The organism is Aquabacter sp., assembly GCF_965279295.1.
In the GTDB taxonomy this organism is placed as follows: domain Bacteria; phylum Pseudomonadota; class Alphaproteobacteria; order Rhizobiales; family Xanthobacteraceae; genus Aquabacter.
Genome location: NZ_CBDIHQ010000004.1, coordinates 46,483 through 67,557, shown reverse-complemented (window position 1 = coordinate 67,557; position 21,075 = coordinate 46,483). Strand labels below are relative to the sequence as shown.

The following is a 21,075-nucleotide window of genomic DNA, read 5'->3' as shown; positions in this document are numbered from 1 at the left end:
GGCATATTGGTGCATCCGGGGCATAACCATGCTTTGGAATCGTTGCGAACTGGCGACGATTAAGATACCTGATCGTTTGATTTCCGGAGGAGCCCCATGGCCGACAGTCCGTCGCGTATTCAGCGCCCGCTCTCTCCCCACCTACAGATCTATCGCCCGCTCTTCACGATGGTCATGTCGATTGTGCATCGCATCACCGGATGCGCGCTGTATTTCGGCATGGTGCTGTTCGTTTGGTGGCTGCTGGCGACCGCCTCCTCGCCCCATGCCTACGACGTGTTCACAGGCATCGCCGGCTCGTGGTTCGGACGCCTGGTGCTGCTGGGCTTCACCTGGGCGCTGCTGCACCACGCTCTTGGCGGCATTCGCCATTTCATGTGGGATTTCATCATCGGCTTCGGGGCGAAGGAGCGCGTGCTGCTCGCCAAGGCGACGCTGGCCGGCTCCGTGGTCCTGACCGTCGTGGTCTGGATCATCGGCCTGGCGATGAAGGGCTGAGGAGACTTCTGATGCACGCTCCGATGCGCACCCCCCTCGGCCGCGTTCGCGGCCTCGGCGCCGCCCGCTCCGGGACGGACCACTTCTTCATGCAGCGGGTGACCGGGCTCGGGAATCTGATCCTGGCCGTCTGCTTCATCATCATCGTCATCTCGCTGGCCGGCGAGAGCTACGAGACGGCCCGCACCACGCTGGGCCATCCCCTCGTCGCGGTCATCATCCTGCTCACCCTCCTGTCGGTGACCGTCCACATGCGCATCGGCATGCAGGTGGTGATCGAGGACTATGTCCATGGGGAAGCGCCGAAGGTGCTCTGCATCATCGCCAACACGTTCTTCACGGTTGCCATCGGCCTCGCCGGGGCTTTCGCCGTGCTCAAGATCAGCCTGGGAGGCTGACAATGGCAGACGCAAACGGAACCAGCGGCCCCGGCGTGAACGGCGCGGCCTATCCGATCACTGACCATACCTATGACGTGCTCGTGGTGGGCGCCGGCGGCGCCGGACTGCGTGCCGTCGTCGGCTGCTCCGAGGCGGGCCTTCGCACCGCCTGCATCACCAAGGTGTTCCCCACCCGCTCCCACACCGTGGCGGCTCAGGGCGGCGTCGCCGCCTCGCTCGCCAACATGGGCGAGGACAAGTGGGAATGGCACATGTACGATACCGTTAAGGGGTCGGACTGGCTGGGCGACCAGGACGCCATTGAATATCTGGTGCGCAACGCGCCCGCCGCCGTCTACGAGCTGGAGCATTGGGGCGTCCCGTTCTCCCGCACCGAGGACGGCAAAATCTACCAGCGCCCGTTCGGCGGCATGACCACGCATTTCGGCAAGGGCACGGCCCAGCGCACCTGCGCCGCGGCCGACCGCACCGGCCATGCCATGCTCCACACGCTCTACGGCGCGGCCCTGAAGCACAAGGCGGAATTCTTCATCGAATTCTTCGCCATCGACCTCATCATGGACGAAGACGGCCGCTGCTGCGGCGTGATCGCGCTGAAGCTGGATGACGGCACCATCCACCGCTTCCGCTCCAAGCTGACGATCCTCGCCACCGGCGGTTACGGCCGGGCCTATTTCTCCGCCACCTCCGCCCACACCTGCACCGGCGACGGCAACGCGATGGTGCTGCGCGCCGGTCTGCCGTTGCAGGACATGGAGTTCGTGCAGTTCCACCCCACCGGCATCTACGGTTCGGGCTGCCTGATCACGGAAGGGTCGCGCGGCGAAGGCGGATACCTCACCAATTCCGAGGGCGAGCGTTTCATGGAACGCTATGCGCCTTCCGCGAAGGATCTGGCCTCCCGCGACGTGGTGTCCCGCTCCATGACCATGGAGATCCGCGAAGGACGCGGCGTCGGCAAGGCCAAGGACCACATCTACCTGCATCTCGACCACCTGGATCCGGCGATCCTCCACGAGCGCCTGCCCGGCATCTCGGAAAGCGCCAAGATCTTCGCCGGCGTCGATGTGACCCGCGAGCCGATCCCGGTGATCCCGACCGTGCACTACAACATGGGCGGCATTCCCACGAACTATCACGGCGAGGTGCTGAACAAGGCCAATGGAGACCCAGACAAGGTGGTGCCGGGCCTGATGGCGATCGGCGAAGCGGCCTGCGTCTCGGTGCACGGCGCCAATCGCCTTGGCTCCAACTCGCTGATCGATCTGGTGGTATTCGGCCGCGCGGCTGCTCTGCGGGCCGCCGAGGTTGTGCACCCCGGCGAGAAGCAGCGCGAACTGCCCGCCAACAGCGCGGACAAGGCGCTCGGACGGCTCGACCATTTCCGCTACGCCAAGGGCTCCACGCCCACGGCCGCGCTGCGCGCCGACATGCAGCGGGTGATGCAGAGCAATTGCGCCGTGTTCCGCACCGGCGAGGTGCTGGACGAAGGTCGCAAGCTGATCCACGACGTGTTCAATGGAACCACGGATATCGGCGTTACCGACCGCTCGCTGGTCTGGAATTCCGATCTCGTCGAGACCCTGGAATACGACAATCTGATCTCCCAGGCTGTGGTCACCATGGAAAGCGCGGCGAACCGCCTGGAAAGCCGAGGCGCGCACGCCCGCGAGGATTACCCGGATCGCGACGACCACAATTGGATGAAGCACACGCTGGCCTATCTCGACACGGCCACCGGCGCGGTGCGCCTCGATGACCGGCCGGTGCACACCTACACCCTCTCCAACGACATTCAGTACATCGAGCCCAAGAAGCGTGTTTACTGAGCGCGCGGACTGAACGGGAGCGCGTCGCGTGGCGAAGAAGGCGTTGGGGCGAAAGAAGCTGGGCGCACTGGTCCTCGACCATTTGCGCCGGCTGGAAGACAAGGTGGATGCCTTGTCGGACCAGGTTGAACTGCTTGAGGAGCGTATCGAAGCTCTGAAAGCGGAAAACCTGAAGACGTTTGAAAAGCCTCGGCGCGATGATCGCTACGAGCGCGTGGAGGAGCGCCGGGCTCAGCTCGATCGCCGCTTCGATCTCCACGAGGATTGATGAGTTATCGCTGCCGGCGTGTCCGGCGATGAGGACGGAACATGGTTGAACTGGCCCTGCCCAAGAACTCCCAGATCAGCGGCGGCAAGACCTGGCCGAAGCCCCAGGGCGCGACCAAGCTGACCGAGTTCCGCATCTATCGCTGGAACCCGGACGACGGGAAGAACCCCTCCATCGACACGTATTACGTGAACCGCGAAGATTGCGGCCCGATGGTTCTGGACGGGCTCATCTACATCAAGAACAAGATCGACCCGACGCTGACGTTCCGCCGCTCCTGCCGCGAAGGCGTGTGCGGCTCCTGCGCCATGAACATCGGCGGCACCAACACCCTCGCCTGCACCAAGGGCATGGATGAGGTGCTGATGAAGGGCATCGTGAACGTCTATCCGTTGCCGCACATGGAAGTGGTGAAGGATCTCGTTCCCGACCTCACGCGCTTCTACGCGCAGCATGCCTCGATCGAGCCCTGGCTCCAGACCGACACCACAGCTCCCGAGAAGGAATGGCGCCAGTCCAAGGGTGATCGCGAGCGGCTTGACGGCCTCTACGAGTGCATCCTGTGCGCCTGCTGCTCCACCTCCTGCCCGAGCTATTGGTGGAACGGCGACCGCTATCTCGGCCCGGCGGCGCTGCTCCAGGCCCATCGCTGGCTCTCCGACAGCCGCGACGAGCGCACCGGTTCGCGCCTCGATAATCTGGAAGACCCCTTCCGGCTTTATCGCTGCCACACCATCATGAATTGCGCCCAGGCTTGCCCCAAGGGCCTGAACCCGGCGAAGGCCATCGCCGAAATCAAGAAGATGATGGTCGAACGCCAGATCTGAGTGTTGGGACGGCGGGAACCTCAATCCAGCGTCTGGCGGAACCGGGCGACGGCGATGCCCATGGCCAGCAGCATCAGACCGGCCAGGATGGCGATGTCGAGGCCGAGATCGTACAGCCCCGCGCCCTTCAGCAGGATGCCGCGCACCATGCGCAGGTAATGTGTGAGGGGCAGGCATTCCGATATCCATTGCGCCCACACCGGCATGCCCGCGAACGGGAACATGAAGCCTGACAGCAGGATGTTGGGCAGGAAGAACATGAAGCTCATTTGCACCGCCTGGAGCTGATTGGTCGCCAGCGTCGAGAAGGTGTAGCCCACCGACAGGTTGGCGGTGATGAACAGCAGCGTCACCACCGCCAGCAGCACCACCGAGCCCTCGATCGGCACGTCGAACAGGATCATCCCGGCGCCGAGGATCAGCACCCCCTGCATCACCCCCACCAGCACATAGGGCAGGATCTTGCCCAGCATGATCTCCACCGGGGAGATCGGCATGGAGAGCAGGCTTTCCATGGTGCCGCGCTCGGTCTCGCGGGTCACGGACAGCGCGGTGAAGATCAGCATGGTCATGGTCAGGATGGTGCCCAGCAGGCCCGGCACGATGTTGAGCTGCGAGGTGCCGGCGGGGTTGTAGCGCCGGTGCTGGACGATCTCGAACGGTGGTGCGTCCTGCGGGTTGCCGGTGCCCGGCGTGCCGGCCTGCTGGCCCACGAACCGCTCGCGGCGCAGCGCGGTGGACACCACACCCTCCAGAGCGCCCAGCGCATTGCCGGCCGCCACCGGGTCGGTCGCATCCGCCGCCACAAGCAATTGGGGCGTCTCGCCGCGCCGCAGGGACCGCTCGAACCCGGCGGGGATTTCCAGCAGGAACAGCACCGCGCCCGAGCGGATCAGGTGTTCCGCGTCGGCATCGCTCAAGGCCTCGCGGGTAAATTGGAAGAAATCGGTGTTCTTCAGTGCCGCGATAATGGCGCGGGTGGCGTCGGTGTTCTCGTGGGCCAGCACAGCGGTCGGCAGGTGGCGCGGCGTGGTGTTGATGGCATAGCCGAACAGCACCAGTTGCAGCAGCGGGATCATGATCATGGTGGCGAACGTTACCCGGTCGCGCCGCAGCTGGATGAATTCCTTCACCACCATGGCGCCGACCCGCCGGAAGAAGCCGCCGCCGATCATTTCAGATCGTCCTTGGAGCGGCTCATCAGGTCGATGAAAACGTCCTCCAGGGTGGGCGCGTCCTGCTTCAGGCTCAGGTCCGCCCGCGCGCGGTAGGGGCCAAGCGCCGCCTCCAGCGCCTGCGGATTGCGGCCGGAGATATGCAGGCGGGTGCCGAACGGGGCCACCATGTCGATGCCGGGCAGGGCCTCCAACTCACGCGCCAGCAGCGCCATGGCCGGGCCGGTATCGGCATCGCCGTACGCCTCCACCGTCACGGTGCTGAGGCCGGAGGCGGCGATCACCTCCGCCACCTTGCCCTGCGCCAGCAGATGGCCGTAGGCGATGTATGCGATCTCGTGGCAGCGCTCGGCCTCGTCCATGTAATGGGTGGAGACCAGGACCGTCAGCCCCTCGGCGGCGAGCGCGTGGATCTCGCTCCAGAATTCCCGCCGCGCCTGCGGGTCGACGCCTGCGGTGGGTTCGTCCAGCAGCAGCAGTTCGGGCGAGGGCAGAATGCAGGCGCCGAGCGCGAGCCGCTGCTTCCAGCCCCCCGAAAGCTCCCCCGCCAATTGCTTGCCCCGTCCTTCCAGCCCGAGCCGGGTCAATGCGGCGGCGGCCGCTTTTTCCGGGTGGGCCACGCCGTACAGCCGCGCCACGAATTCCAGATTCTCGCGCACCGACAGGTCGGCATAGAGCGAGAAGCGTTGGGTCATGTAGCCGACCTTGGTGCGGATCAGCGCCGACTGGGTGAGGATGTCGTAGCCAAGGCAGGTGCCGCGCCCGGCATCCGGCGTCAGCAGACCGCACAGCATGCGGATGGTGGTGGTCTTGCCCGAGCCGTTGGGCCCGAGGAAGCCGTAGATCTGGCCGCGCCGCACCCGCATGGTTAGGTCGTTCACCACCACATGGCTGCCGAAGCTCTTGCGCAGCCCCTCCACCTCGATGGCGATGTCCGGATCGGCCTGCGGCGGGGTATCCGGCGGGCTCATTTCACCGCGCCGCCGAGGCGCACCGTCACCGGCTGGCCGGGACGGGTGGCGGCGGGATCGCGCGGCCGCGCCTCGACCAGATAGACCAGCTTGGCCCGTTCCTCCCGGCTGTAGATCACCGGCGGGGTATATTCCGCGACGTCCGAGATGAAGGAGATGTCGGCGGCGAGGGGCGGGCAGTTGTCGCACGATACCGCGACCGGGGCGCCCAGCGATACCTTCGGCAGCATGGCTTGCGGCACGAAGAAGCGCACCTTCACGAGGCCGGGCGGCAGCAGCGAGACCACCGGGCGGCCCTCCGGCACCAGTTCCCCAACGCGGTAATAGAGGGTCTGCACGGTGGCATCGTTCGGCGTCTTCAGGGCGCGCCGGTCCAGGCGGATCTGCGCCGCGTCGCGGTTGGCCTGCGCCTGCTTCACGGCCGCCCCGGCGGCGGCGATGTCCTCGTCGCGGGCGGCGATCTTGGCGACGTCGATCTGACGGCGGATCTCGTCCAGGCTGGCCTGGTTCTGATCGTATTGATGCGCGGTCGTGTCGAGGGTCGCCTGGGAGGCGGCACCCTTCGGGACCAGGGATTTCTGCCGCTCCAGGTCGATGCGCGAGAGGTCAAGCGCGGTGGTCGCGCGCCGCTCGCTGGCTTCCAGCACCGCGATTTCCTCCGGTCTTTGCTGAGCCGCCCTGGCCTTGTCGAGGCGGGCCTGGGCTTCCGCCAGCGCCGCATTGGTCGCGGCAAGGTCCGCACGCTGGAGATCGTCCTCCAGCGTGGCGATGACCTGTCCGGCTTTGGTCTGCGCGCCCTCGCGCACCGGCAAGGTCAGCACCCGGCCCGGCTCCTGCGGGCCGATGAAGAGAAGGTCGCCCTCGATATAGCCGGTGAATTCCTGTGCCGGCTGCCGGTCGCACGCCGTGAGCGTGCAAAATCCCAAAACAACCATCAAGGCGCGGCATGCCGCTTTCATCATCCGCGCGTCCCCAATCTCCCGGTAAGGGCGGGCACCGTGTGCGCCGATGCCTCCGGCGCGCGCGCTTGCCCGCCAGACCGCAGACCCCACATAAGAGCAGCACGGAGGTATCGTCTGTCCAATGGCGATAAATGGTCCGTGTCGTATTTCCCAAAATCACAGAAGACCGCATGGCCAGTTGGATAGAGGTGATGGGCGTTTCCGCACTGCGCGAGGTCAATTTCCTGAAAATCGGCGCGCGGAGACGCCCGTGCGCTGGGGCACCGAGCGCATGTTGACAGCCACCGGAATCTATAAGCAACTCCCGCCCGCCAAGGCTTCCCGAGGGTTCTGCATGCGGCTGTCTAACGCCCCTGAGGCCCGTCGAGTCGGGCATCCACGCCCCGCCGGACCGGCACGGGCCTGAGGCTTCATGGCCGACACGCCGCCGATAGCCCTCTGGCAGCGCCTCTGCGCGCGGTTCCCCCGGCTGCGGAAGATCGAGCGCCGCCTGAAGGCGCTGCGGGACATGCGCCGGCTCCGCCGGACCGGCGCGTTCGATGCCGCTTGGTACGCCGCCAACAATTCCGACATCGCCGCCACCGGCCTTGCGCCGCTCGCCCATTATGTCCGCAAGGGCGCGTGGGAGGGCCGGCGACCACGGCCGGATTTCGACCCGCTGTGTTATCTCGCCATCCACCCGGACGTGGCGGCGCGCGGCGTGGAGCCGTTCACCCATTATCTGCTGTCGGGGACGGCCGAGGGCCGCGCCACGGCGCCGGATGACGGCGCGCTTGCCGCTCTTGCGGCGCGGCGCAGGGCCGCCCCCGCGCCGGCGGGATGGTACGGCGGCACGCCGCTCACCGCCGGGCAGATCTTTCCCAGCGCCCGCACGGCGGCCGGGCCGTTCAACCGCACCGACCTGCCGCCGACCGCCCTGACGGACCCGGCGGCGCGCGACTGGTGCCTGCGGCTCGGGCCGGTGGACCTGTTGCAGGCCCATATCGCCACCCGCGTGCCGGAGCCCGACGTGGCGCCGAGCCCGGTGGTGCCGCATTTCACCCTGCTCACCGTGTTCGACGGCGACCGCGCAGGCTTTGCCCGCACGGCGGGATGGGTCGGCGCCGTGCTGGCGCAACCGCGCGCGGTTTCAGGGCGGGTCGACTGGCTGGTGCTCAACGACGATCCGGCGTGCGAAACCGACGCGCTTGAGGCGCTGCTGCCGGGCGACGTGCGCGGCGCGATCCACCTCGTCAGCGACGGACACCGCAGGGGCGAGGCGGCGCGGCGCAACCAGGGCACCGACGCGGCGCACGGCGATTTCCTGCTGTTCATCGACAGCGGCGAGACCCTTGCGCCGGACGCGCTCGACATCCTCACCCATTACATCGCCGCCTTCCCGCTCTGCCGCTGCATCTGCGGGGGGGGGCTGGAGCTTGGCTCCGGCGGGCGCCCGGTGGCGCGGCAGGACCGGCCCCGCGATGCCGCCGAGCTTGTCACCCAGGCGAGCGCCTGCGGCGCGCTGGTGGCGGTGCGCCGCGACCTGATCCTGGCGAGCGACGGGTTCGATCTGCGGTTCGATGGCGCGTCGGCCTACGCATTGCTGCTTGAGGCTGCGACTCGCGAACCGGTGCTAGCAGTGCCCGAGCTGTTGATCGGCCGCCCGGCCACGCACAAGCCCAACAAGGGCAAGATACGCGCCGCCCGCGTCGCCGCCATGCGCGCCCTCACCGATCAGGCATGGCCGCAGCCGGCCCGGCCCGCCATCACCCGCAGTCTGGTGGAACAGGGTCTATGCCTGGTGCGCACCCAGGGGCGGCGGCCGGACCTGCTAGCCCAGGCGCTGCACTCCATCTACGAGCAGAGCGAGCCGCTGGTGGCGGCGGTGATCGTCCACGGCGATGCCGAGACCTTCGAGCGCGTCCGCGCGCAGGCCCCGCACCAGGAGGGGGCGGTGGTGTTCCTGCATGCCTCGGACACCTCCCGCCGGCGCGGCTATCCCTGGAATGTCGGGCTCGACTATCTCGACCAGAACAGCGATCGCTTCCAGTATCTCTCGTTCCTGGACGATGACGATATTTACTATCCCCTGTTCGCCGCCCGCATGGTGGAAGCGTTCTGCCTCACCGGCGCGGATGTCGTCTATGGGCTGGTGAACAGCCGCACACCGGGCGGCAAGGCCGACACCCTGCACATGCCGCTGCCCACCGCGTGCCTGGTAGCCGGAAACTTCATTCCCACCAATGCCTATGCCGTGCGCACCGATGCGCTCGCCGGTTCCGGCATCCGGGTGCTGGAGGACGTGGACTATTTCGAGGATTGGGATTTCCTGCTCTCGCTGCTCGGCGCGGGCTTGCGCTTTCATCTGGTGCCCGAGGCTTTGGGCGAGTTTCTGATGATCGGCGACGGCAACACCCTCACCAAGCGCGACCCTGCTCACCATGATCTATGCCAGGCCCGCGCGATGGACCATGGCGCGCGGGTGGCCGCCGCGCTCGGCATGGCCCGCTATTACCGTGACCTGATGGATTTCGACTTCGCGAACGACGCCGTGCGCCACCCCGCCCCCAGCGGCCACCTTATCGCCGCCAAGCAGCAATTCCTGCGCGCCGCCGCCCGCGCGGAGGCCGTCCCGTCATGAACCGCGAGGCGGACGCACCGGGCGTGTCGGTTCTCATCCCGGTCCTGTTCCGCCAGGGTGGGGCGCAGGAGGTGCGGCTGCTCCGCCGGGCGCTCGAAAGCGTCCACGACCAGCGGTTTCCCGGCCCGTTCGAGATCGTGCTGGTGGACGATGGCAGCCCGATGCCGGTCGCGACCCATATGGCTGATCTGGGCGCGGCCGCCGGCGGCGTGCATATCGTGCGCCGGGCGAAGAACCAGGGAATCACGACGGCCCTGAATGCCGGCCTCGTCGCCGCCCGCCACCCCTATATCGCACGGCTCGATGCGGACGACGCCTGGCGCCCCACCAAGATCGAAAAGCAGCTCGCCCTGTTCGCCGCCGATCCCGACCTCACCATCACCGCCACCGGCATGGTTCTGGTGACGCCGGAGGGGAAGGCGCTCGGCACCCATATCCGCCCGGCCGAATGGGGGCCGATCCTCGATTTCGTGGTGGACGTGGGCTGCCCGTTTCCCCACGGCAGCGTACTGGCACGGCGCGACATCTATCTCGCGCTCGGCGGCTACCCCCACCTCGCCGGCTATGACAATTGCGAGGATTTCGCCCTCTGGAGCCTGTGGCTGCGCTTCTTCAAGCCGCGCATGGTGGAGGAGGTGCTCTACGACTACACCGTCTCGCCCTCGGCGGTCTCCCAGGTGCACGGCAGCGCGCAGGCCCGCGCCTCCGACGCCCTGCGCGCCAATTTCGCCAAGCTGGGCCTCGCCAAAACCCTCCCCGCCGCCATGACCGCCTTCGCCACCGCCCTCGGCCTCTCCAACATCGAGGCCGGCCTCCTCGCCTGGCGCATGTGGCGCCACGGCCTCGCGGTGCGCCTGCCGGAAGCCGCCTGCGCGCCACTGCGCGCGATCATGCCGGATCGGGATGTCGCGTGCGGGGCCGGGGAGGGGCTGTCAGTGGGCGAAGTGTTGGGTGGGGAGCAGGGTTCGGGGGATGGGGGTGAGGTGGTGGTTGGAAGGTGAATCTGGACTGCGCCAGAAAACGATATTGGTTCACGGCCTAACAGCATACGTTGGGCTTTGCACCCCATCGGTTCAAATGAGGATTCCGGTCCAGAGGCTTGGACTGGCAACCTAAGATTGCAACAATGAGACCAATAAGATTCACTTTGATCAACGAGCTTGGAATAGTGTGGGTCAGCCTGTTGCCCAGGCGGGCTATTGAGGTGCTACTGGGTGATGATAGTCCAGTCCCCAGTGATCGCTGAGTTTCTGGATGAGATTGATCTGTCGGGTGGCCAAATGTTGAGCGTTCCATCCGCTGGCATTTAGCACGCCTTGCGTCAGCGGGAATGGCGCTGATCCGTCAGAGCTTGCGAAGTATTCACTAATCTTACGGCCGAAATCCCAGTTCGATGCCTTCGTATTGATCCGCTTCGTCAGCAAAACCAAGTTGGCTAAGCGGTGAACCCAATATCGACGCTCATCGATGTCTGGGAAAAGCGTTGCCCACTCGCTCCCGTCAGAAACAGTCTGGGGCAGGACATGTTCGACGCTGATCACCGAGTAGGTAGCGCCGCCACTTGAGAGAATAGAGTCAAGACGTTCGAGTAGTGGCCGAACGACACGGGTCTTAGTATAGAGTGGGCCATCCAGTTCTCGTAGAAATTCCTTTTTGTCATCTGCACTGAGCTCGATGCCCTGCCGCTTGCTTACGTCCGCACGCGGATCTATTTCATCGAGAATCCCGACATAACGGTTGATACGGTTGGTGACATCCCAGCGGGCCACGAACATGTGGTAAGCGACGCATTCCAGTTCAATCAAGAACTTGGCAGTGCTGGCATTATCTTTGCACTTCAGAATTTTAAGGATCGCCGGCGCCCGCCAATCTCCATTATCAAGTTTACCGAGAGCCACCACGGCTTCCGCTGCCTTGCTCCCGAAGCGGGCGACAAGCCTGTCTCGGCGCGACAGAAGTTGCAATGCGTCTGCCGCTGGCTCGAGGTGATCGTCGATGAAATTGAGGGGGTCGCTGGCGAAAGGCTGCACGAACTTTGGAAAGGCCTTCTCCATAGCCATGCGAGGCTTTTCGCGCTCGTGGATCATGCGCATGATCCCAAACAACGAAGCGAACTCTTCGCGGCCTAGAGCAGTCTCGACAGCATCCCAGCGCTCTGCATAAATATCTTCGTCATTTTCGATACGCTGAAGGAGGTCCGCCTTCAGAATATCGGTCGCAGAAAGGTCCATCCCGCGGGCGTTGAGAACGATGAAAATGCGGCGAGCCGCTTCTTCGGAGGCAACCTCCACGGACACTAGATAGGTCCCAGAGATCAGAAACCTTGTCAGTGCATCGCGACGGTTACCGTCGAGCTTTGCCAGCTCGTCGCGGAAGAACGTCGCATTTTCGATAAAGCGCTGCTGCGACCCTTGAAGCTCACTCCAATCAGGAAGGTTGCTCGTGGCGCCGTCGTTCTGGATATATTTTTGGAAAAAAGCGCGATCTTTTCGCCGGGGAGTGAGGCGGACCTTGTCTTCTGTGCGTTCGTCAGGATTGCCTTTTTGATAGATGTAGGCTCCGCGAGCCGCGCGCTGTTTTGAATCCTGGGACCCGTCACGTATCACCGATAAAAGCAAAGTCAGTGTGGTCAACCTTTGCTGGCCATCTATTACCGACGCTACCGGGCTACTTGGTGCTTTCACCAGAACTATCGAACCCAGGAAATAATCTCCGTCGGAGCCCTGCGCATCCATTGCTTCCAAAAGATCGCTTAGGAGCTCACGACATTCGGTCACAGTCCAAGCGTAAGCCCGTTGGTATGCTGGAATTTCGAATGCGTAGCGGTCACTGAAGATGTCCTTCAAAACATTTTCATGAGCTTGAAGTGGCGATAGTTTCGTCATGCTCCCCCCTAATTAGATCCATTCCAACTCATTGCCGAGCTTAAGGCAACGGAGAGGTACACGTTTTATGCGGTGATACGGTGCATCGCTATCAGCCCTGACGAAGGTCATCGCCTGCCACGACTTGGCGGGCGATGAAGCTCCTTTGGTCAACACGTTGCCCCAACCTCAAATCCGTCACGATCTCAGCCTTAGCTGTTCCGCCAGAAGCAGAAGGGGGCGTTTGCCGGGTTGGTGAGGAGGCGTGCGGTGGCGTTGGTGGAACTCAAGAGCCGGATGTATGAGGCCACGCGCTTCTATATCAATACGGACCATGTGATCGCCGTCTATATGTCGGCGAACGGCTGCAACGTGGTGACGACCCAGATCGGCCCCACCGGGCAGAATGTCCATGTGCCGGTGGACGAGCCCATCAACCGCGTGCTCGCCAAGCTGAACCTGGAAACCAAATTGAACCACGAGACCAAGCTGGCCCCTCTGCTTCAATCTTCAGACACTCCGCACGCGATCACGCATCCTTAACTGCGCCCCAGCGGGACCGTTGCGTTATTCCCTCTACCGCTTGCGGTGGAGGGGTAGGGAGGGGGAATTGCTGAGACATGGCCTGGGTGCAGAGCCATTTCTGAGGCTCCGGCCCCCTCCTCAGCCCTCCCCAGCAAGCGGGAGAGGAGGCTATAGCGCATGACGCAACTCCCCCTCGGGGCGGCGAAAAAGCGTGCTGTGGAGGCGATGCATCGCGCCGTCCCGCGGACGCGCGCGATGTCTATTTCGGAGCGTTTCGCGGCGCGGCGCCTGTGCCTAGTTCCGCAGCTTCTGGAGCACGGCTGAGTTGGGGTAGCCGTCCGGTATCAGGCCGGATTTGGTCTGGAAGTCCTGCACCGCGACGCGGGTCTTCTGGCCGAGGATGCCGTCGATGGTGCCGACGTCATAGCCGCGCTGGACCAACCGGTTCTGGATCTCGACCCGCTCGGAACGCGACAGGGCCGGCTCGTTCGGCCAGTTCTGGGCGAACTCGCCGCCGCCGCGCAGGCGATCGGAGAGATGGCCGATGGCCAGGGCATAGGCATCGGCGGGATTGTATTTGAGGATCGCCGAGAAATTCGGAAGCATGATGAAGGCCGGGCCATTCGCGCCAGCCGGCAGCAGCAGGAAACCGGTATCGGTGGCGCGGGGGAACGGCTTGCCGCCGGGCCGCTTGATGCCGAGGGAGGCCCACTGCCCCATGCTGTAGCGCTTGGTGCGATCGACATAGCGATAGTCGAAGTTCTGCGGCAGTTCGACCTCATAGCCCCAGGTCTTGCCGAACTCCCAGCCGTCGAGCTTGAGGTTGTTGGCAGTGGAGGCGATCACGTCGGGGATGGAATCCACCACGTTGCGCTTGCCGTCGCCGTCGAAGTCCACCGCGAACCGCTGGAAGCTGGTGGGCATGAACTGGGTGGGACCGAACGCGCCGGCCCAGGAACCCTTCAGATGGTCGGCGGGCACATCACCCCGGTCGAGGATCTGCAGGGTGGCGATGAATTCGTCGCGGAAATAATCCTGCCGCCGGCCGATGCAGGCGAGCGTCGCCGTGGAGCGCAGCACCGGGCGCGAGCCCATGCCGCTCGGGCTGCCATAATCGGATTCGATGCCCCAAATCGCCGCAACCGCATAGCGATCAACGCCATAGGCCTTTTCGGCGGCATCGAAGATGGTCTTGTACTTGGCGAGGATTTCCTGGCCTCGGGTGATGCGGCGGTCGCTCACCAGCATGTCCACATAGGCGCCGAGGGGCTTGGAGAATTCCGGCTGGGAATCCAGGAAATCCATGATCTTCATGTCGGGCGTCAGGTCGGCGGTCAACCGCTCGAAGCCACGCCGGGACACGCCCTTGGCCTGTGCCAGCGGCCACATGCCCGCGATGCACGCCGGGAAATTCGCTTCCGCCGTCGCGATGGCGTCCGGCGTCATCAGCGGGTGGCTGCTGCGCTGCGGCTGCGCCTGCGCCGGTGCATCGAAGATCGAACCGGTCACCTGCGCTTGAGCCCCGGCCGGGCCGAAGGCCACCAGGGTGAGGCCGAATGCCAAGGCGGCCATTCCGCCAGATGTCCCAAGAGCCATTCCTGTCGCCCGCCTTATCGCTGTGGCCCACCGGCCAACATTGCTGTCGTGCGCCTAATGGGCCGCGAATATGGTTGCGTCAGGGTTAACGCAGGGAAAGTTTCCGGCAAAAGCCGCATCGCCCACCGTTCAGATGTTGCGCCGCGCGCCCAATTGGCGCTCCCAGTCGAACGCGGTGCGCACGATGAGCGGCAGGTCGTCCAGCTTCGGCGACCAGCCCAATTCCGCGCGGATCAGGTCCGCCTTTGCCACCACCGCCGCCGGATCGCCCGGGCGTCGCGGAGAATAGCGCACCGCGAAGTCGACGCCGGATATGGCTTTCACCGTCTCCAGCATATCCAGCACGGAATAGCCCTGCCCGTAGCCGCAATTGAACACCCGGCTTTCCCCGCCCGCGCGCAGATAGTTCAGCGCGTCGAGGTGGGCGGAGACCAGGTCGCTCACATGGATGTAGTCGCGCAGGCAGGTGCCGTCAGGGGTTGGATAATCGGTGCCATAGACCTCGATGCCCGGCCGCTTGCCGAGCGCGGTCTCGCAGGCGACCTTCAGCAGATGGGTCGCCCCTGCGGTGGATTGTCCCGACCGGCCCGCCGGGTCGGCACCGGCGACGTTGAAATAGCGCAGAGCGACATAGCGCAGCGGGAAGGCGAAGGCGGTGTCCTTCAGCATCCACTCGCTCATCAGCTTGGATCGGCCGTAGGGCGAGATCGGCGCCAGCACGGCATCCTCGGCCACAGGATCGATGCCGACCATGCCGTAAACGGCGGCGGTGGAAGAGAAGATGAAATGCGGCACGCCGGCCTCGACAACGGCCTCCAGCAGGGCGCGGGTCTTCACAGTGTTGGCGAGGTAATAGCCGAGCGGGTCCGCCACCGAATCAGGCACCACGATGCGGGCGGCGAAATGGATCACCGCCTCGATCTCGTGTTCCGCGACGACGCGCTTCACCAGTTCGGCGTCGCAGACATCGCCTGAAACGAAGGTCGCCTCGGGGGCGATCGCCCAGCGGAAGCCGGTGGAGAGGTCATCGAGCACCACCACCTTCTCACCGGCGTCCAGCAGCGCGAGAACCATGTGGCTGCCGATATATCCGCCGCCGCCCGTGACTAGAACCGCCATGCCGTGTCTCCGTCCGATGGAGCGGCAGGCTGGGGCAGCCTGCGACGAAGGTCAATCCGTGCCAATGGGTGAACCTTTTGCGCGCGCGCGGGTTTCTTTGCGGCACAGTTCACGCCTGTGATAGGAACGCGGCAAACAAACCACGGTGCTCTAGATGCCTAAGCCTCTCCGTAAAGCCATCCTCCCCGTCGCCGGTCTCGGCACACGGTTCCTGCCGGCCACCAAGGCGGTGCCGAAGGAGATGCTGACCGTCGTGGACCGCCCGGTGGTCCAGCATGTGGTCGATGAGGCGCGCGCGGCGGGCATCGAGCACATCGTGTTCGTCACCGGCCGCAACAAGGCGGTCATCGAGGATCATTTCGATCGGCAGTTCGAGCTGGAAAAGACACTGTCGGACCGCGGCAAAATCAAGGAGCTGGAACAGCTCGACCGGGATACCCCGAAGGCCGGCACCACCTCCTTCACCCGCCAGCAACTCCCTCTCGGCCTCGGCCATGCGGTGTGGTGTGCCCGCGACCTGATCGGCGACGAGCCCTTCGCGCTGCTGCTGCCGGACATGCTGCACCTCCAGCCGAACGGCAAGGGTTGCCTTGCCAGCATGGTGGAGGCGTACAACCGCACCGGCGGCAATGTCGTATCGGTCTACGAGGTGCCTGATGACCAGACCCATCAGTATGGCATCGTGGGGGTTGGCCCGACCCCGACCGGTGTCGATGAAATCACCGACATGGTGGAGAAGCCCGTCAAGGGAACCTCGCCTTCGAACCTCGCCATTTCCGGACGCTACATCCTTCAGCCCACCATCTTCGACCTTCTGGCGAAGCAGGAGAGCGGCGCGGGAGGCGAAATCCAGCTCACAGATTCCATGCTCAAGCTGAAGGAGCGCGAGCGTTTCTTCGCCGTGAAGTTCGGCGGCACGGTTTATGACTGTGGCTCGAAGATCGGGTTCCTGATGGCAAACGTGGCCTATGCGCTGTCGCGCCCTGATATCGAGCCGGAATTCCGCACCGAACTTCAGGCCATCATCGACGCCAACCGCCTCTGCTAGGGCGCTGAATTCCCGAGGGAAAGAGCGTGCGCTTTCCCTCGGAACAAGGGTCCCTTTCAGGCGTATTCACTACTAGATTACCCTTATTCATAAGCCGGCCTTGCCTTGACCCCGTCTTGTTTCCCGTCTAATCGCGGGCAGCAGACTTTATTCACCTGGCACGGAGCCGGCCGAATGCTCCAGTCTCCGAATCCGCGCGGCCCAAAGTCCAAGCCGCAGGTGAACGACGAGATCCGCTTTCTCCAATCATGGTTCCAGAGCCCCCTAAAGACCGGGGCGGTGTCGCCGTCCGGCCGCGCGTTGGCCAAGATGATGGCGGGATACCTCGATCCGAAGGTCGAGGGGCCGGTGATCGAGCTTGGACCGGGCACAGGGCCGGTCACGCGGGCGCTGCTCAATCGCGGCTTTGCCCCCGAGCGGCTGTTCCTCATCGAATATAACCGGGAGTTCTGCGGCCTGCTGCGTCGGCGCTATCCGGGCGTCACCGTCATCCAGGGCGATGCGTATGAGATGCGCGAGACACTCAAGGACAAACTGCCCGCCCCGGCGATCGGCACCATCTCGTCCCTGCCGCTGTTCACCCGCTCGCCGCAAGATCGCGACCGCATGGTGAACGAGGCATTCGACCTGTGCGTGCAGGATGCGCCGTTCGTCCAGTTCACCTATGCGGTGGTTTCGCCGGTGCCGCTCAAGCCCGGTCAGATCAAGGGCGAGCGTTCGCCGCGCGTCTGGTGGAACCTGCCGCCTGCACGGGTTTGGGTTTATCGCCGTCCCTGATCGGCCAGCCCTGCGGGGCGCGCCTGTTCGCCATCGAGGTGCGGCATGACGCCTTTCATCTATGTCAGCCATCCGCAGGTTAAGGTCGATCCGGCCGTCCCCGTGCCGGACTGGTCGCTGTCGGATGTCGGCGTGGCGCGCACCGTCGCCTTCTCCCAGTTGCCGCTTCTTGCGAGATATGGGCGCGTCGTTTCCAGCGATGAGGTCAAGGCCAAGGAGACCGCCGCCGTGATCGGCGTGGCGCTTGGCATCGGCGTTGAGATCCGCGCCCATATGCACGAGAACGACCGCTCCGCGACCGGCTTCCTGCCGGAGGCGGAGTTTCAAGCGGTCGCCAACGAATTCTTTGCCCATCCCCAACAGAGCGTGCGCGGCTGGGAGCGCGCGGCGGATGCGCAGGCGCGCATCGTCGGCGCGGTGGAATCGGCGCTGGCCGAGGCGCCTGATGTGCCAACCATCTTCGTCGGCCACGGCGGCGTCGGCACTTTGCTTTTGTGCCATCTCGCCGGCTATCCGATCTCCCGCGCCCACGACCAGCCGCCGGTCGGCGGGGGCTGCTGGTATGCGCTGACCGAAACACAGGCGCCCACGCGCTGGCGCGCCATGGAAGACGAGGCTTGATCATGGAAGCCCCTCAAGCGGACCCGCGCGACCGGCTGATCGTCGCTCTCGATTTCCCCTCGGTCGCCGCCGCCGAAGCGATGGTCTGGCAGCTCGGGGATGCGGTGGATTTCTACAAGATCGGCCTGGAGCTGACCATTTCCGGCGGCCTCGACCTCGCCGCCGACCTGATCGGCGCGGGCAAGAAAGTCTTTCTCGACCTGAAGCTGCACGACATCGGCCAGACTGTGGAACGCGCCACGGCCGCCGCCGCCGAACGCGGCATGACGCTTCTGACGGTCCATGCCTATCCGCAGACCCTTGCTGCGGCGGCGCGCGGTGCCAAGGGCAGCGCCATGAAGGTGCTGGGGGTCACGGTTCTCACCTCCTATGACGACAGCGATCTTGCGGCGGCCGGCTATGCCGGCCGGGTCGAGGACATGGTGCTGCGGCGCGCCGCTCAAGCGCGCGAGGCAGGCATTGCCGGCGTCATCTGCGCGCCGACCGATGCGCGGCGGGTGCGCAGCATTCTTGGGCCGGACGGGCTGGTGGTGACGCCTGGCGTCCGGCCGCAGGGCGCCGACGTCGGCGATCAGAAGCGCATCGCAACGCCGGGAGACGCGGTCGCGGCTGGCGCCAACGCCATCGTGGTCGGACGCCCGATCACGGCAGCGCAAGATCCGGCGGCGGCGGCGCGCGCGATTCTCGCTGAAATGGAAGCCAGCGGCCGTTAAGGTCGCCGCAGCATCAGGGACGGGGTAGCAATTTGTCGGACCTTCGCATCGTTATCTCCGGCGCCGGCGGCCGCATGGGCCGCACGCTTCTGCGCGCCGTCCTGGAAGGCGAGGGAATGGTGCTCGCGGGCGCGCTTGAGCACTCCGCCAGCACCCATCTCGGCGATGATGCCGGCGTGCTGGCCGGTCTCCCTGCGTCGGGCGTTACGGTCCAGGCGGATGTGGGCGCGGTATTGAACGGGGTCGACGTCGTGGTCGATTTCTCCTCGCCCTCCTCGTCCGTGCGATTGGCCGATCGGCTCGCCGAGGCGGGGATCGCCCATGTCATCGGCACAACCGGCTTCTCCTCGCAGGACCTCTCCGCCGTCGCGGCGGCGGCGCGGCGCACCGCGATCGTCAAGTCCGGCAACATGAGCCTGGGCGTCAATCTGCTGGCGGCGCTGACCCGCCGTGTGGCGGCGACCCTGGGGGACGATTTCGATATCGAGATCGTGGAAATGCATCATGCCCGCAAGGTGGATGCGCCCTCGGGCACGGCTCTGCTGCTTGGCGAGGCGGCCGCAGAGGGGCGTGAGGTCATGCTCGAGGAGCACGCGGTTCGTGTGCGCGACGGGCACACCGGGAGCCGCAAGGCGGGCGATATCGGCTTTGCCAGCCTACGCGGCGGCTCTGTGGTGGGCGAGCACATCGTTATCTTCGCCGGCCCGTCGGAGCGCATCGAACTGGTGCACAAGGCGGAAGACCGCTCGATCTTCGCCAACGGCGCCCTCACCGCCGCCCGCTGGGCGGTGGGCCGGGAGCCCGGCCTTTATTCCATGGCGGACGTGCTGGGCCTCAGCGGATTCTGAAGCCCGGCCACATCTTCACGCCGCCCGGTTCTTGAACCACACGCCGGATTTCACGGCGCCAGCGATGGTGAGGCCATAGACCACCAGCCCAAGCGCCAGGGCGCCGAACAGGGCGGTGAGGGAGCCGGTGAGCCGCAAGGCAAGCCATCCGCCGCCGCCGGCGATGACGATGCGCAGCGTACCCGCCAGGAGCGGCCACATCAGGCGTCCCGCGCCCTGTGAGGCGAAATAGAGACACAGGCCAAGGCCGAAGAAGCCATAGGTCGGACCGACAATCCTGAGATAGGCACTGCCGGTGGCGATCATCGCCGGATCCGTGCTGAACAGGGACAACCACGCAGCGGGCCAGATCGCGGCGAGGATGCCGATGGTCTCCGTCAATCCGAACGCGATGGCCCCGCCGATCAAGGCGATGCGCAGCGCCCGCTGATTCTGGCCCGCGCCCATATTGGTGCCCACCAGGGCCACCAGGGGACCGCCGAGGCCGAACACCAGTGGCACCAGCAGATATTCCAGCCGTGCGCCGGTGCCGAAGCCGGCCACCGCGTCGATGCTCGCCGCGCCCGCCACCAGCGCTGTCGCCAAGGCGATGGTGACATTGGTCTGGAGCGAGGTGATCGCCGCCACCGCGCCGATGCGCAGAATCTCCTTGAACATGGACCAGTGCAGCCGCACCCAGCGGAACTGCGCCACGTTCCGGCCGGAGAGAATGTACCAAGCCATCACCAGCATGCCGCCGGTGTTGTAGATCACCAGCGCCGCGCCGCCGCCGGCCACGCCCATGGCGGGGATCGGGCCGAAGCCGAAGATCAGCAGCGGTGAGAGCGGGATCAGCAGCACCACGCCGCCGCAGATCACGAACGCCGGGAACATCATGTTGCCGGTGCCCCGGATGATGCTGGCGAGCCCGGCCATCAGCCACAGGCTGACCATGCCCGCGAACACGACGTTGGAATAGGTGAGTGCCGCTTCCAGCTCCGGCCCCTCGCCGCCGAGCGCGCGATAGATTGGGCGGCCCCAGATGAGCATGATCGCGGTGAGCACGAGCGCGATGGCGATGTTGATGACCACGGCGTGAAGCACCAGGGCATCCGCCCCGACCCGGTCGGCACGGCCCAGCGCACGGGCGATGGCGGAGGAGATGCCCCCGCCCATGGCGCCGTTGGACACCATCTGCATCAGCATGACGGGCGGAAACACCAGGGCCATGCCGGCCAGCGCATCGGTGCCCAGATGGGAGATCCACCAGGTCTCGATCAGGCCGGTCGAGGCTTGCGCCACCATGATCAGGATGTTGGGCCATGCCATGCGCAGGAGCATGGGCAGGATCGGCGCCTGGAGCATGTGCAGCGTGCGGGCGCTGTGCTGCGGGACGGGCGCTGAGGCGGCAACCTGGGGAGAGGCGATGTTCAT

The 21,075-nt window shown here is 65.4% G+C and carries 20 protein-coding genes; 13 read left to right on the top strand and 7 right to left on the bottom strand.

From position 1 onward, the window contains the following. The first annotated feature begins 96 nt into the window (after positions 1 to 96). The 5 genes from sdhC to ADADO0_RS00985 are packed head-to-tail and all read left to right on the top strand — an operon-like array spanning position 97 to position 3,823. Positions 97 to 498, top strand: a complete 402-nt coding sequence (gene sdhC, locus ADADO0_RS01005) for a succinate dehydrogenase, cytochrome b556 subunit (RefSeq protein WP_511303220.1) — start codon at positions 97 to 99, stop codon at positions 496 to 498. Between the two features lie 11 nt (positions 499 to 509). Next, on the top strand, positions 510 to 896 hold the full coding sequence (gene sdhD / locus ADADO0_RS01000; protein ID WP_511303219.1) for a succinate dehydrogenase, hydrophobic membrane anchor protein: 387 nt from the start codon (positions 510 to 512) through the stop codon (positions 894 to 896). 2 nt (positions 897 to 898) lie between these two features. Beyond that, the gene (gene sdhA / locus ADADO0_RS00995; protein WP_511303218.1) at positions 899 to 2,728 is read left to right on the top strand and encodes a succinate dehydrogenase flavoprotein subunit; all 1,830 of its coding nucleotides are present in this window, start codon (positions 899 to 901) and stop codon (positions 2,726 to 2,728) included. Between the two features lie 28 nt (positions 2,729 to 2,756). Beyond that, complete coding sequence (locus ADADO0_RS00990) at positions 2,757 to 2,996, top strand: hypothetical protein (RefSeq protein WP_511303217.1); 240 nt, start codon at positions 2,757 to 2,759, stop codon at positions 2,994 to 2,996. 41 nt (positions 2,997 to 3,037) lie between these two features. Beyond that, on the top strand, positions 3,038 to 3,823 hold the full coding sequence (locus ADADO0_RS00985) for a succinate dehydrogenase iron-sulfur subunit (RefSeq protein WP_511303216.1): 786 nt from the start codon (positions 3,038 to 3,040) through the stop codon (positions 3,821 to 3,823). A 20-nt stretch (positions 3,824 to 3,843) separates the two neighbouring features. On the opposite strand, the gene ADADO0_RS00980 is transcribed toward ADADO0_RS00985, so the two are convergent. The 3 genes from ADADO0_RS00980 to ADADO0_RS00970 are packed head-to-tail and all read right to left on the bottom strand — an operon-like array spanning position 3,844 to position 6,931. After that, positions 3,844 to 4,998 (bottom strand): ABC transporter permease, encoded by a 1,155-nt coding sequence (locus ADADO0_RS00980; protein WP_511303215.1) that lies wholly within the window; start codon positions 4,996 to 4,998, stop codon positions 3,844 to 3,846. After that, positions 4,995 to 5,969: an ABC transporter ATP-binding protein gene (locus ADADO0_RS00975; protein ID WP_511303214.1), complete on the bottom strand. Its 975-nt coding sequence runs from the start codon at positions 5,967 to 5,969 to the stop codon at positions 4,995 to 4,997. The genes ADADO0_RS00980 and ADADO0_RS00975 overlap by 4 nt, the downstream gene beginning before the upstream one ends. After that, complete coding sequence (locus ADADO0_RS00970) at positions 5,966 to 6,931, bottom strand: HlyD family secretion protein (RefSeq protein WP_511303213.1); 966 nt, start codon at positions 6,929 to 6,931, stop codon at positions 5,966 to 5,968. Before ADADO0_RS00970 ends, ADADO0_RS00975 begins: the two co-directional genes overlap by 4 nt. 412 nt (positions 6,932 to 7,343) lie before the next feature. On the opposite strand from ADADO0_RS00970, the gene ADADO0_RS00965 reads away from it, so the two are divergent. Both ADADO0_RS00965 and ADADO0_RS00960 read left to right on the top strand, forming a co-directional pair. Then, a complete protein-coding gene (locus ADADO0_RS00965; protein WP_511303212.1) occupies positions 7,344 to 9,551 on the top strand; it encodes a glycosyltransferase family 2 protein in 2,208 nt (735 codons plus the stop codon). Further along, the gene (locus ADADO0_RS00960; RefSeq protein ID WP_511303211.1) at positions 9,548 to 10,552 is read left to right on the top strand and encodes a glycosyltransferase family 2 protein; all 1,005 of its coding nucleotides are present in this window, start codon (positions 9,548 to 9,550) and stop codon (positions 10,550 to 10,552) included. Before ADADO0_RS00965 ends, ADADO0_RS00960 begins: the two co-directional genes overlap by 4 nt. A gap of 195 nt (positions 10,553 to 10,747) precedes the next feature. Here the strand turns inward: ADADO0_RS00960 and ADADO0_RS00955 are convergent, their stop codons facing one another. Next, positions 10,748 to 12,436, bottom strand: a complete 1,689-nt coding sequence (locus ADADO0_RS00955) for a DUF262 domain-containing protein (protein WP_511303210.1) — start codon at positions 12,434 to 12,436, stop codon at positions 10,748 to 10,750. Positions 12,437 to 12,685: 249 nt separating this feature from the next. Here ADADO0_RS00955 and ADADO0_RS00950 point away from each other — a divergent pair, with 249 nt between their 5' ends. After that, the gene (locus tag ADADO0_RS00950; protein ID WP_511303209.1) at positions 12,686 to 12,958 is read left to right on the top strand and encodes a hypothetical protein; all 273 of its coding nucleotides are present in this window, start codon (positions 12,686 to 12,688) and stop codon (positions 12,956 to 12,958) included. Positions 12,959 to 13,234: 276 nt separating this feature from the next. On the opposite strand, the gene ADADO0_RS00945 is transcribed toward ADADO0_RS00950, so the two are convergent. Together ADADO0_RS00945 and galE are read right to left on the bottom strand one after the other, a co-directional pair. Beyond that, positions 13,235 to 14,512, bottom strand: a complete 1,278-nt coding sequence (locus ADADO0_RS00945) for a lytic murein transglycosylase (RefSeq protein ID WP_511303208.1) — start codon at positions 14,510 to 14,512, stop codon at positions 13,235 to 13,237. Between the two features lie 153 nt (positions 14,513 to 14,665). Continuing rightward, positions 14,666 to 15,655 (bottom strand): UDP-glucose 4-epimerase GalE, encoded by a 990-nt coding sequence (gene galE / locus ADADO0_RS00940; RefSeq protein ID WP_511303207.1) that lies wholly within the window; start codon positions 15,653 to 15,655, stop codon positions 14,666 to 14,668. 154 nt (positions 15,656 to 15,809) lie between these two features. On the opposite strand from galE, the gene galU reads away from it, so the two are divergent. The 5 genes from galU to dapB all read left to right on the top strand — a co-directional run bounded on the left by galU (position 15,810) and on the right by dapB (position 19,662). After that, positions 15,810 to 16,703 carry a UTP--glucose-1-phosphate uridylyltransferase GalU gene (gene galU, locus ADADO0_RS00935; RefSeq protein ID WP_511303206.1) on the top strand — a complete coding sequence of 298 codons (894 nt, stop codon included), beginning with the start codon at positions 15,810 to 15,812 and terminating at the stop codon, positions 16,701 to 16,703. Between the two features lie 174 nt (positions 16,704 to 16,877). Then, on the top strand, positions 16,878 to 17,480 hold the full coding sequence (locus ADADO0_RS00930) for a class I SAM-dependent methyltransferase (RefSeq protein WP_511303205.1): 603 nt from the start codon (positions 16,878 to 16,880) through the stop codon (positions 17,478 to 17,480). Positions 17,481 to 17,525: 45 nt separating this feature from the next. After that, positions 17,526 to 18,101, top strand: coding sequence for a histidine phosphatase family protein (locus ADADO0_RS00925; protein WP_511303204.1), 576 nt, complete (start codon positions 17,526 to 17,528; stop codon positions 18,099 to 18,101). 2 nt (positions 18,102 to 18,103) lie between these two features. Further along, complete coding sequence (gene pyrF / locus ADADO0_RS00920; protein WP_511303203.1) at positions 18,104 to 18,814, top strand: orotidine-5'-phosphate decarboxylase; 711 nt, start codon at positions 18,104 to 18,106, stop codon at positions 18,812 to 18,814. Positions 18,815 to 18,846: 32 nt separating this feature from the next. Then, a complete protein-coding gene (gene dapB / locus ADADO0_RS00915) occupies positions 18,847 to 19,662 on the top strand; it encodes a 4-hydroxy-tetrahydrodipicolinate reductase (protein WP_511303202.1) in 816 nt (271 codons plus the stop codon). Positions 19,663 to 19,677: 15 nt separating this feature from the next. Here the strand turns inward: dapB and ADADO0_RS00910 are convergent, their stop codons facing one another. Further along, the gene (locus ADADO0_RS00910) at positions 19,678 to 21,075 is read right to left on the bottom strand and encodes an MATE family efflux transporter (RefSeq protein ID WP_511303201.1); all 1,398 of its coding nucleotides are present in this window, start codon (positions 21,073 to 21,075) and stop codon (positions 19,678 to 19,680) included.